Origin of the sequence: Mesorhizobium hawassense (assembly GCF_003289945.1) — a bacterium.
Lineage (GTDB): Bacteria > Pseudomonadota > Alphaproteobacteria > Rhizobiales > Rhizobiaceae > Mesorhizobium > Mesorhizobium hawassense.
This window is the reverse complement of record NZ_QMBP01000001.1, coordinates 765363-776959: the sequence shown is the minus strand read 5'-3', so window position 1 is coordinate 776959 and position 11597 is coordinate 765363. Positions and strand designations below refer to the sequence as shown.

Annotated in this window: 9 protein-coding genes; 3 read left to right on the top strand and 6 right to left on the bottom strand. The window is 62.9% G+C overall.

Annotated features, from left to right (window positions below; all coding sequences use genetic code 11):
* Positions 1 to 39: 39 nt before the first annotated feature.
* Together DPM33_RS03445 and DPM33_RS03440 are read right to left on the bottom strand one after the other, a co-directional pair.
* The gene (locus DPM33_RS03445; protein WP_112095529.1) at positions 40 to 414 is read right to left on the bottom strand and encodes a response regulator; all 375 of its coding nucleotides are present in this window, start codon (positions 412 to 414) and stop codon (positions 40 to 42) included.
* A 4-nt stretch (positions 415 to 418) separates the two neighbouring features.
* On the bottom strand, positions 419 to 2857 hold the full coding sequence (locus DPM33_RS03440) for an ATP-binding protein (RefSeq protein WP_112095527.1): 2439 nt from the start codon (positions 2855 to 2857) through the stop codon (positions 419 to 421).
* Between the two features lie 415 nt (positions 2858 to 3272).
* Here DPM33_RS03440 and DPM33_RS03435 point away from each other — a divergent pair, with 415 nt between their 5' ends.
* Positions 3273 to 3602, top strand: coding sequence for a hypothetical protein (locus DPM33_RS03435; RefSeq protein ID WP_112095525.1), 330 nt, complete (start codon positions 3273 to 3275; stop codon positions 3600 to 3602).
* Positions 3603 to 3617: 15 nt separating this feature from the next.
* Here the strand turns inward: DPM33_RS03435 and DPM33_RS03430 are convergent, their stop codons facing one another.
* The 4 genes from DPM33_RS03430 to DPM33_RS03415 all read right to left on the bottom strand — a co-directional run bounded on the left by DPM33_RS03430 (position 3618) and on the right by DPM33_RS03415 (position 9045).
* Positions 3618 to 5234 carry an ABC transporter ATP-binding protein gene (locus DPM33_RS03430; RefSeq protein ID WP_112095523.1) on the bottom strand — a complete coding sequence of 539 codons (1617 nt, stop codon included), beginning with the start codon at positions 5232 to 5234 and terminating at the stop codon, positions 3618 to 3620.
* 1 nt (position 5235) lies between these two features.
* The gene (locus DPM33_RS03425) at positions 5236 to 6360 is read right to left on the bottom strand and encodes an ABC transporter permease (RefSeq protein WP_112095521.1); all 1125 of its coding nucleotides are present in this window, start codon (positions 6358 to 6360) and stop codon (positions 5236 to 5238) included.
* A complete protein-coding gene (locus DPM33_RS03420; protein ID WP_112095519.1) occupies positions 6353 to 7276 on the bottom strand; it encodes an ABC transporter permease subunit in 924 nt (307 codons plus the stop codon). Before DPM33_RS03420 ends, DPM33_RS03425 begins: the two co-directional genes overlap by 8 nt.
* A 176-nt stretch (positions 7277 to 7452) precedes the next feature.
* Entirely contained in the window at positions 7453 to 9045 is a 1593-nt protein-coding gene (locus DPM33_RS03415; protein ID WP_112095517.1) for a peptide ABC transporter substrate-binding protein, read from the bottom strand.
* 172 nt (positions 9046 to 9217) lie between these two features.
* Between DPM33_RS03415 and DPM33_RS03410 the strand changes: the two genes are divergently transcribed.
* A complete protein-coding gene (locus DPM33_RS03410) occupies positions 9218 to 9787 on the top strand; it encodes a TadE/TadG family type IV pilus assembly protein (RefSeq protein WP_245441977.1) in 570 nt (189 codons plus the stop codon).
* Positions 9788 to 9806: 19 nt separating this feature from the next.
* Entirely contained in the window at positions 9807 to 11594 is a 1788-nt protein-coding gene (locus DPM33_RS03405) for a TadG family pilus assembly protein (protein ID WP_112095513.1), read from the top strand.
* The last annotated feature ends 3 nt before the right edge of the window (positions 11595 to 11597 follow it).

Below are 11597 nucleotides of genomic sequence, written 5' to 3'. Positions count from 1 at the left end.
TTGAGCTAACCGACAAGCTTCTCCCAACGCCACGGCGCGTCAGACCGCCGACAGCAGCTTCCTGACTTCGCTGGCAAGCGCCATCGGGTCGAAAGGTTTGGCGATGACGCCCACCGCTCCCATGGCGAGATAGCGCTCCACCTCATGCGTCTGAGTGCGCGCCGTGATGAACACCACCGGTATCGATGCCGTCGCCGGCGCTTCACCCAGGCGCTTCAAGGTTTCCGGCCCGTCCATATCCGGCATCATCACATCGAGCAGGATGAGGTTCGGCTGCCAGGCGGCGGCGGCGGTCAACGCCTCGATGCCCGAGGCGCTGGACCGCACCTCGAATCCCGGATCGAGCTCCAGCGACATCTGCGCGATTTCGCGGATGTCGTCTTCGTCATCCACATAGAGGATCCTTGCCGGCATGGTGTCACTCCTTGGCATGGGCGAATGCGGCGCCGTCGCGCGACGAGGCCAGCATGTTCTTGACCAGCCTGGCGACGTCGATTTCCGAGGCCTTGGTCTTGGTCATGATCGCCTGCACCCGGTCGCCGAGTTTCTGGTCGAGTTCCGCCGCCGAGAACACGATGACCCCGGTGTCGAGCGGTAGGTCGGTCAGAAGGTCCAGCCCCGATCCATCGGGCAGCGCAATGTCCAGAATGACCAGATCGAAGCGACGACGCGCGATCGCCTCCCGCGCGTCCTTCAGCGTTCTTGCCGAGGTGATCGACACGCCGGAACCCAGCCCCTCCGACATCACCGCAAGCACGCCCTCGTCGTCCTCGACATGCAGAATCTGCGGCTTGGGCTCGACCCTGCGGCCGACGATCTTGGCGAGAGCCGCGTGAAGCCGCTTCGAATCCACTGGCTTCTCCAGCCAGTCGACGATGCCGACGGCTGTGCCGTTCAGCGAACGCCTGGCCTCGTCGGCGACGGCGGAGATGACGACGACAGCAATGTCGGAATTCGCCTGTGATGCCCTGATATCATGGAAGAGCTTGATGCCGGACTCGCCGGCAAGCTTGATGTCCAGCGTCAGCGCGACATAGTCGCGAGAGCTCAGAAGCGCCTTGGCGGTGTCGATATCGGGGGCGACGTCGCTGGAAAAGCCGTCCGCGTCGAGAAGAGCGGCGATCACCACAGCGATGTCAGCCTCATCCTCGCAAATAAGGACACGCAGGCGACCATCGCGCTTGCGCGCCCGGCGCTCGACAATCACCGGCTTCTCGGCCTGCCTGTGCGCTTCGGCAAGGTCGACATGGAACGAGGTCCCCTTGCCCTCCTCGGTTTCGAAGGAAACGGCGCCGCCCAGCTTTTCGACGATGGTCTTGACGATGCTCAAGCCCAGGCCGGTGCCTCCCTTTTTGCGGGTGCTCGACGCATCCGCCTGCTCGAATTTTCCAAATATGCGGCTGCGGAACGCCTCCGGAATGCCCGCGCCATGGTCGATCACCGAGATACGCAGCATGTCGCGGTCGCGGCGCTGGAGCTTCACCATCACCGTGCCGCCGGGTTCGGAGAACTTGATTGCATTCGACAACAGATTAGCCATCACCTGATGCAGGCGGTCCGGGTCGATATTGGCCTCGGCGCGCGGGGCGTCATCGACCAGCACCATGCGGATCTTGTTCTCGGCCATGTAATTGGAACTTGCGGCTATGGCCTGCTCCAGCACCGAACGCACCGCCATCTGTTTGATCTTGAAGGTGATCACGCCCGATTCGATCTTCTCCATGTCGAGAATATCGTTGATCAGGAGAACCAGCCTTTCGCTGTTGTTGTGGGCGATGTTGACGAGGTTGGCGGCCTTTGGCGACAATTCGCCAGCGACGCCGGCCGCAATGAGGCCGAGCGAGCCGCGGATGGACGTCAGCGGCGTGCGCAATTCGTGGCTGACCGTCGAGATGAAGTCGTTCTTGAGCTGGGCGTTGCGCTTCTGCTCGGTGATGTCGCGATTGTAGGTGATGACGCCGACGGTCTTGCCGGCCTGGTCGCGGAATGGCGCCTTCATCGTATAGAGCCAGCCCTGCCTGCCGTCCGGGAACTGCGCGGGCTGATCGATGCGTGACGTCTGCCCGGCCTCCAGCGCGCCAGCCTCATCCTGCCTGAAGCGCTCGGCCACCTCCTTCGGATAGAAATCGAAATCGGTCTTGCCGATCAGGTCCTCGACCGACGCGGCGCCCACCATTTCGGCTGTGGCTGGATTTGCGACGACGAAGCGGCCGTCGACATCCTTCACGTTGAGGCAATCCGGCAGTTCGCGGACCATGGCGCGGTAGACCATGTTGGATAGTGCAAGTTCGCGACGTCGCTGCTGCCGGTCGAGCAGCACGCTGATGATGAAGGTGCTGATGAAGCGGAAGACGAGGGAGGGCCACGTGCTCTGCTGAATGAAGCCGGTGAGAACCTGCTGGGGGATCACCACGAGCGTGATCAGTCCGGCGAGCGCCACGGACACGCCGAGGCCGAGTATATCGAACATGGTGCGCGAGCGGACCGCGACGACGTGGTACCACGCCATGCCGACGATGGCGGTGATCAGGATGCCCATGACGCCGACATTAGCGCCCTGCCCGCCCAGATAGAGGCGGTAGGCGACGGAGCCGATGGTGGCCACGAACATTGCCGGCCATCCGCCGAAGAACGCGGCGGCGGCGATAAAGGCGGCGCGCAGGTCGACGACGAAGCCGGAGACGTTGAGCGCGGTGGCCATCGAAATGACCGATCCCGCGCACATCACCAAGCCGAGAAGCAGCGACTGTATCAGCCGCGGCAGGCGTCCGGTAAAATCGGCCACAAGGTCCCAGGCGACGACCAGGATGGAGACCAGGGCAAGATTGGCGAGGAGTGAGTGCCAGATTTCGGTCATGACGTTCCTGCTCCTTTTCCCCGAAAAATATCGGGAAAACCTATCCGAGGTCTAAAGAGACTGCGCGTCAGCCATCGCCGGCAGGTCGACGGCACGAATGGCAGGCAACCTAGAGCATTCCACGATTTACCAAAATCACAGAGCATCTCTAAGCCTTTGTTTTTACGTAATTTCTCGCGGAACGCCGGTACATGCTTTTGTTGCAATTGCCCCAGTTGCGACGCGCATCAGGAGCATCAGGTCGACGGTTGCCTTTGGCTTCGCCCACCTTCCCGCATTAACCTTTCAGCGTCGAACCGCGGCTGGAACGACTGCCGCCGCCCATTGTGCTCGACAGCCGGCCCTTACTTTGACCTAATGGCCGTTCTGTCGTGTTTGACCGAGCACAGACCCAGCGGAGCGCCTTAACAAGAGAATGAAGTTCACGCTTACCCCCATTTCGATCACAACGCTGCTTCTGGCGGCAGGCTGCTCGTCGACCGTCGCGTCGATCAGTCCGGCGAAATACGACAGGATGAGCTGCGTCGAGCTCAACAGCGAACTCGGCGACATCGCGACCGATATCTCGCGCACCGCGATCGCCCGCGGCAGGGTCGCGAACACCAGTGTCCCAACGTGGCTGCTCGGCGGCGAGCGGGTGAAGACGGCGGTGGCCAATCGCGAAACGGCGAAGATCGAACGGCTGCAACGGCAGCAGCAGGCGATCGGCGCGGCGCGGAAGCAAAGGTGCGCCTCCGCGCAGTGAGCCGGCCGCCAGGCTTCAAGCGCTCATGCGGAACCGTGTCGAATCGATCGCCGCGTTCATCAGCGTCTGCGTGTAAGCTTCGCGCGGACTGCCGAAGATCTCTTCCGTCGGCCCCTCCTCGACGATCTTTCCCTGCTTCATGACGATGATGTAGTCGGCCATGGCGCGCACCACGGCGAGGTCGTGGCTGATGAACAGGTAGGAAAGCTGGTGGTCGGCCTGCAGCTTGCGCAACAGCTCGACGATCTGCTTCTGCACCGAGCGATCGAGTGCCGAGGTCGGCTCGTCCAGCACCACCACTTTCGGCTTCAGGATCATGGCGCGGGCGATGGCGATGCGCTGGCGCTGGCCGCCGGAGAATTCGTGCGGGTAGCGGTTGCGCGCATTGGGGTCGAGGCCGACCTCGCGCAACGCCTCGACGGCGCGCTGATCACGCTGCTTGCCGGTCAGCGCGGGCTCGTGCACCAAAAGGCCCTCGGTGATCACCTGGCCGATGGTCATGCGGGGCGACAGCGAGCCGAACGGGTCCTGGAAGACCAGTTGCAGTTCGTGCCGCAGCGGCCGCATCGCCCGCCTGTCGGCCTCGGAAATATCGCGGTCGCCGAAGCGGATGACGCCGTCGCTGGGTAGCAGCCTGAGCAGCGCGCGGCCGAGCGTCGACTTGCCCGAACCGGACTCGCCGACGATGCCGATCGTCTGGTTGCGCTTCAGCCGGATCGAGATCTTGTCCACGGCGCGCAGCATCAGCGGCTCGCCGCCGAGGAAGCCGCCGCCGATCTTGAACACGACCTCGACGTTGCGGCCTTCGAGCAGCACCGGCGCGTTGGCCGGCGGCGGCGCCTTGGTGCCGGTCGGCTCGGCCGCGAGCAGCATCTTGGTGTAGGCGTGCTGAGGGTTGGCGAAGAGCGCTTCGGCCTCGCCCTCCTCCACCACCTCGCCCTGGCGCATGACGTAGACGCGGTCGGCGAAGCGACGCACGATGCCGAGATCGTGGGTGATGAAGACGATCGCCATGCCGAGCTTGCGCTGCAATTCGGCGAGCAGCATCAGGATCTGCGCCTGGATGGTGACGTCGAGCGCCGTGGTCGGCTCGTCGGCGATCAGGATGTCGGGATCGTTGGCCAGAGCCATGGCGATCATGACGCGCTGGCGCTGGCCGCCCGACATTTCGTGCGGATAGGATTTCATCCGCCGCTCGGGATCGGGGATGTGCACCAGCCGCAGAAGCTTCAGCGCTTCTTCGCGTGCCGCCGGCCCGGAGAGCCCGCGGTGGCGGCGGATCGGTTCCATCAGCTGGTTGCCGATGGTGTAGAGCGGGTCGAGCGAGGTCATCGGCTCCTGGAAGATCATGCTGATCTTGCGGCCGCGCACCTTATTGAGCTCGCTCTTCGGCATGGTCAGAAGGTTCCGGCCGCGATAGTCGACATGGCCCGTCGCCTCGCCATTGGAGGACAGAAGGTTCATCGCCGCCATCATCGTCTGGCTTTTTCCGGACCCGGATTCGCCGACGACGGCGACCGTCTCCCCTGCCTTGACGTTGATGTTGATGCCTTTGACCGCATCGACGGCGCCGTCGAGCGTCTGGAAGCGGACGCGCAGGTCCTTGACGGAGAGGATCGTTTCAGAAGCCATGTCAGCGATCTTTCGGGTCGAGCGCGTCGCGCAGGCCGTCACCGACGAAATTCAGGGCGAACAGCGTCGAGACGAGGAAGAAGGCCGGGAACAGCAGCAGCCAATTGGCATAACCGATGTTCTTGGCGCCGACCGAGATCAGCACGCCCCAGCTGGTCATCGGCTCCTGCACGCCGAGACCGAGGAAGGAGAGGAAGCTCTCCAGGATGATGACCTGCGGCACCAGCAGCGTCATGTAGATGACGACTGGGCCGAGCAGATTGGGGATGACGTGGCGCAACAGGATGCCGCGCTGGCCGACGCCCATCGCCTCCGCCGCCTGGACGTATTCCTGCCTGCGGATCGACAGCGCCTGGCCGCGCACGATGCGGGCCATGTCGAGCCACAACACCGCGCCCACGGCCAAAAACATCAGCACGAAGTTGCGACCGAAGAACACCACCAGCATGATGACGAAGAAGATGAAGGGCAGCGAATAGAGCACGTCGACGATGCGCATCATCACCTCGTCGACCCGGCCGCCGGCAAAGCCCGCGGCCGCGCCGTAGATGACGCCGATGACGCCGGCGACGACGCCGGCAAGCAGGCCGATCGCCAGCGAGATGCGGCCGGCCATCAGCGTGCGCGAGAGCAGGTCGCGGCCGGTGTTGTCGGTGCCGAACAGGAAATATTGCTGCTTGATGGCCGAACTCATCGTCACTTGCAGCCCGTCGGCCGACTTGTTCTCGATCCTGGTGTCGTCGAAGGCGTCGGAGCGGTCGAGATAGCGGATGTTGCGGTCGTCGATCGGCTTGGTCGAAGTGACGGTGACGATGACGCGATTGCCGTCCTGGTGCCATTCCTTGATGTCGGCGCGCATGCGTTTGATGGCATCGCTCAGCGCGCCCTGGATCATGTCGGGCTTCGGATAGGCCGACAGGCTCGGCGGCATGCGCACATAGTCGCCGTAGATGGTGGTGTATTCGTGCGGCACGACCATTGGGCCGAACACGCTGATGACGGCGATGAATGCCAGGTAATAAAGGCTGAACATGGCGGCGCGGTTGCGCTTCAGCCGCGCCCAGGCGTTGCCCCAGAGCGAGCGGCCGACGATCGGCTCCGGAACGGCGACTGCAAGGTCAGTCATAGCGCACCCTCGGATCGACGACCGCGTAGAGAAGATCGACGATCAGGTTGAAGACGATGGTGAAGACCGCGATCACCACCACGGTGCCCATGACCAGCGTGTAGTCGCGGTTGAGGGCTGCATCGACGAAATAGCGGCCGACGCCCGGAATGGAGAAGATGGTCTCGACGATGATCGAGCCGGTAAGCAGCGCCGCGGCCGCCGGGCCGGTGAAGGAGACGATCGGCAGGACGGCGCCGCGCAGCGCGTGCTTGACCACCACCGACCAGTCGGACAGACCGAGCGCGCGGGCGGTGCGGATATGGTGCGAGCGCAGGCTTTCAATCATCGAGCCGCGCATCAGGCGGGCGACGATGGCGATCTGCGGCAAGGCCAGCGTCAGCACCGGACCGACCTTGTTGATCAAGGCGCCGTCGCCCCAGCCGCCGATCGGCAACAGCTTCCAGGACAGCCCGAAGACGAGCTGGATCACCGGCGCGATGACGAAGGTCGGGATAGTGCTGCCGGCGGTGGCCAAAGCGATCACCGAATAGTCGGCCATTCTGTTCTGGTTGAGCGCCGCGATGGTGCCGAGGACGGAGCCGAGCAGCAGCGCCAGCACCAGCGCCGAGGTGCCGATCTGGATCGAGATCGGCAGGCCCTTGGCGAAGAGCTCGGTGACGGTGAAATCCGGCAGATTGTAGCTCGGGCCGAAATTGCCGCGCAAAAGGTTGCCGAGATAGTGGACATATTGCAGCCAGAGCGGATCGTTGAGGCCGAACTGTGCTTCGAGATTGGCCTTGATCTCAGGGCTCAGGCCCCGTTCCTGGTTGAACGGGCCGCCAGGGGCGACGCGGATCAGGAAGAACGCCACCGTCACGATGACGAAAAGCGTCGGGATGGCGGTCAACAGCCGCCGGAAGACATAACGCAGCATCGGCGCCCCGCTTCAGCCAGGGCGACAGCTCTCCAGTCGAAGATCCGTGGCGCGCTGGCATCTCTGATCTTCGCACCGGCATCACCGAAAATCCAACCCGACTTTCGGCCCGGCACGACGACAGACCGCGGCCGCCGCTCCCAAAAAGGGAGCGGCGGCACGGCCAAGTTTACTTGTCAGTCCTTGGAGATGAAGCGGGACGGATGAATGTCCATCACGTTGTCGTCGAAGCCATGCACCTTCGAGGACACGATGTCGTGGAAACTGTAGTAGAGAAGCGGGATTTCGCCGACGTCGTCGATGAGGATGCGTTCGGCCTCGGAGAGGTCCTTCATGCGCTCCTCAGGCTTGCCACCGGCGGCGGCTGCCTTGTCCATCGCGGCCTCATAGGCCGGGCTGTCATAGTTCGAGTAGTTGTTGCCGCTCGCCTTGCGCGAGATGCCGAGGAAGGTCTCCGGATCCTTGTAGTCGGCGATCCAGGCGGCGCGGGCGACGTCGTAATTGCCCTTCTGCTCGAGGAAGCCGTAGTGGGTCTTGGTGTCGGTGTTGAGCAGCGTTACCTCGACGCCGAGAGGCTTCAGCTGCTCCTGGATGGCGACCGCCGTGTTCTTATGGTTCTCCGAGGTATTGTATCGGATTTCCATCTTCAACGGATGCTCGGGTGTATAGCCGAGCTTCTCGAGGATCTTCTTGGCAGCGTCCTCACGATCGATCTGCGGCATGTCGGCATATTTGGCCAGTGCCGGCGTGTAGCCCTCGATACCCGGAGGCACCATCGAATATCCAGGCAGCATCGAGTTCTGCCAGACCTTCTCGGCGAGGAAGTCGCGATCGATCGCCATCGAGATGGCGTTGCGCAGCTCGACATTGTTCCACGGCGCCTTGTCGGTCTTGACCGCGTAATAATAGGTGCCGAGATACGGCCCGACACGGACCTGGTCACCGAATTTGGCCTTGAGATCGGCCAGCTGTTCGGTCGGCAGATCACCATAGCTGTCGAGTTCGCCGGCCTCGAAGCGCTTCATCGCCGACGAGCGATCCTCGGTCGGAATGTAGTTGACCACGTCGAGCTTCACGCTCGCGGCGTCCCAGAATTTCGGATTTTTGGCCAGTTTCAGATGGTCGTTGGGTACCCATTCGGCCAGCGTATAAGCACCATTGGAAACCAGCTTGCCGGGCTTGATCCAGTCGGCGCCGAGCTTGTCGATCGAGGCCTTGCTGACAGGATAGGTCGCCTGATGGGTCAGCATCTCCAGGAAGTAAGGCGTTGGCGCCTTCAGCGTGACTTCCAGCGTGTTGGCGTCGATCGCCTTCACGCCCATATCCTCGGCCTTGCCCTTCTTGGTGTTGAAGTCCTCGGCCCCCTTCACGGGATAGAGCATCGAGGCATATTCGGCGGCGGTGGCCGGATCTTCCAGCCGATGGAACGAATAGACGAAGTCGTCCGCCGTCACCGGGCTGCCATCCGACCAGAGGCCATCCTTGCGCAGCTTGAAGGTGTAGACAGTGCCGTCGTCGGACACCGTCCAGCTTTCGGCGGCACCTGGAATGAGGTTCGTCTTCTGGTCATGCATGACGAGACCCTGGAACAGGTCGCGTATGATATCGGCTTCGTAGGTCGTCGACGTCTTGTGCGGATCGACCGTCTCCGCCTCGGCGGCGCTTCCGCGGTTGTAGACGGTTTCGGCAAAAGCGTGCGTATAGAAGGAACCCGTGGCCAGAGCCATGGTGGCGGCGAACACCGTCGCCTTCAGCATGTTTTTCAGCATGAAGTCTCTCCCTGTCGGCGCAGCCCCTCAGCCGCGCCTACTTAAGTGTTGACGCTCCGGAACCGTTGAAACAGCCCCGTTTCAAGCGTGCCGCCGGTCTCTTCCGGCGACTGGTGGCAGGAGACTAGACAGAGCGAAATCTTATTTCAACCATTTGCCTGCTTGACGCTAAGTGAGCGTCATCGCGCTAAAACAGCGATATCTAAAACTTATAGCTTGCTTTCAACTTGGCACACCTGCCGGTTGTTCGAGGCGTTTTCTGTTTTTGCAGGCAGGTTTTGGCATTGTTCGCACCATGCTGAAGAACCGAAAACTCCCCGTTTCTTGGTCTCGTTTCCGGGCGGACGCCGCGGGCACGTCAGCAATCGAATTCGCCATGCTGGCGCCGATCTTCATCCTGCTATTGCTCGGCATGGTTGCATATGGTGTCTATTTCGGTGCCAGCCATTCGGTGCAGCAGATCGCCGCCGACGCAGCGCGAACGGCGATTGCCGGCCTCAATCAGACCGAACGGCAGGCGCTGGTTACCGATTTCATCGCTCACGACGTCGCGGGCTATCCCTTCGTCGATCCGAACAAGCTGACCGTCAACGCACAGGACAGCGCCGCCGACGGCAGCCAGTTCATCGTCTCGGTCAGCTACGATGCGCGCAACCTGCCGATCTGGAACCTGTTCCGGACTCTGCCGCTGCCAGGCACGACGATCCAGAGTCAATCGACGATCCGCGTCGGAGGCATATGATGCCATCAAGGGGGGATTGATGTCGGCGATCAGACGGCTGCTCGCCGACCGGAGCGCGAATTTCGCCGTGATGACGGCGCTGTGCACGCCAGTGGCGCTGGCACTTACCGCCTTCGCGATCGACGAGGGTTCGCTTTACAACGAACGACGCGCCGCGCAGTCGATCGTCGACCTTGCCGCCATCACCGCGGCATCGAACATCACCAATGCCCAGCAGGCGGTGCTGACGACGCTCAGCGACAACGGCATCACCTCGGTCGCCGTGCAGCAAGAAGGCAAGACCATAGCGCCAACCGCCACCAAGGCCGTCGTCCAGGTCGTGCCCGGGCGCTACACGGGCGTCAGCACCATTGCTGCCGGCAGCCGGTTCGAGGCAGGCAAGCTGCCCTACAATGCCGTCCAGGTGTCGCTGAAGAAGCAGGGCACGCTTTATTTCGCCGGCTCGATCATGGCACCGCCCACCATCGGCACGACGGCAATCGCCAGCGCCCAGCCGCAAGCGGCTTTTTCGGTCGGCTCTCGGCTCGCCAGCCTCAATGGCGGCATCATCAACGCGCTTCTCGGCAGCCTTCTCGGCGGCAACATCTCGCTAAGCGTGATGGATTACAATTCGCTGATTTCGGCCGACGTCGACGTGCTCTCCTTCGTCGACCAGCTTGCCGTGCAGTTGAGACTGACCGGCGTTTCCTATTCCGACGTGCTCGCCTCGAAGGCGACGATCGGCCAGATCGCCACCGCCATGGCCAATGTGCCGGGGCTCGACCGCACGGCCAAGATCGCGCTGCAGACCATGGCCTCGAGCGCCACCAATACGGCCAGGATTCCGCTCAGCAATCTCGTCGACCTGGGCTCGGTGGGCAGCCTCGGCCTCGGACAACAACCCGCCGGGCTATCGGTGAATGCCAGCGCGCTCAGCATGCTGACGGCGGCGGCAGCACTCGCCAACGGCACGAACCAGGCCACGGTCGATCTCGGCGCCACCATGCCGGGGCTGACCTCGACGACGCTTGCCATCGCTATCGGCGAGCCGATGCAGAACTCGCCCTGGCTGGCGGTGGGAGAAGCGGGCACCGTGGTGCGCACGGCACAGACGCGCATCAAGCTCAACGCCAGCGTCGGCATTGGCAACGGCAACAATGGCAACGGTTACGGCAACGGAAATGGTAACGCCGGCGTAAACCTGGGCGGCGGCGTCAAGCTGCTTTCGGTCAACCTGCCGCTCAATGTCGAGGTCGCTTATGCCGAAGCCAAGCTGACCGATATCAGCTGCCCGACCGGCCCTTCCAGCATCAAGGTTTCGATCGCCGCGCAGCCGGGTGTGGTCGCGGCCCACCTTGCCGACAGCAGCGCCAGCGGCTTCGCCGACTTCACCAGGCCGCAATCCTTCTCCGACGCGGAGATCGCGGATGTCAGCCTCAAGCTGCTCCTGATCAACCTCAACCTTCTGCAGATCAACGGGCAGTCGGCCTTCTCGGTCACCAACATGACGCCGACCACCCTGACCTATAGCGCCACCGACATCGCCAACAAGACGATCAAGACGGTGTCGACGAAGAATTTGACGCAGTCGCTGACGACATCGCTGGTCAACAATCTGTCGCTGTCGGTCAATGCGCTGGGGCTCGGCATCGACGTGACCGCCCTGCTCGGCACGGTGAAGCCGGCGGTGACGACGCTGCTGAACGGCGTGACCGCCCCGGTCGACGACCTCGTCTACAACGTGCTTGGCGCACTTGGCGTGCATGTCGGCGAGGCCGACGTGCGTGTCACGGGCGCAAGTTGCGGACGCTCGGTGCTCGTCCAGTAAGCT

Coding starts and splice junctions, on each gene's coding strand:
- DPM33_RS03445 (WP_112095529.1), bottom strand. CDS start 414: ATGCCGGCAAGGATCCTCTATGTGGATGACGAAGACGACATCCGCGAA.
- DPM33_RS03440 (WP_112095527.1), bottom strand. CDS start 2,857: ATGACCGAAATCTGGCACTCACTCCTCGCCAATCTTGCCCTGGTCTCC.
- DPM33_RS03435 (WP_112095525.1), top strand. CDS start 3,273: ATGAAGTTCACGCTTACCCCCATTTCGATCACAACGCTGCTTCTGGCG.
- DPM33_RS03430 (WP_112095523.1), bottom strand. CDS start 5,234: ATGGCTTCTGAAACGATCCTCTCCGTCAAGGACCTGCGCGTCCGCTTC.
- DPM33_RS03425 (WP_112095521.1), bottom strand. CDS start 6,360: ATGACTGACCTTGCAGTCGCCGTTCCGGAGCCGATCGTCGGCCGCTCG.
- DPM33_RS03420 (WP_112095519.1), bottom strand. CDS start 7,276: ATGCTGCGTTATGTCTTCCGGCGGCTGTTGACCGCCATCCCGACGCTT.
- DPM33_RS03415 (WP_112095517.1), bottom strand. CDS start 9,045: ATGCTGAAAAACATGCTGAAGGCGACGGTGTTCGCCGCCACCATGGCT.
- DPM33_RS03405 (WP_112095513.1), top strand. CDS start 9,807: ATGTCGGCGATCAGACGGCTGCTCGCCGACCGGAGCGCGAATTTCGCC.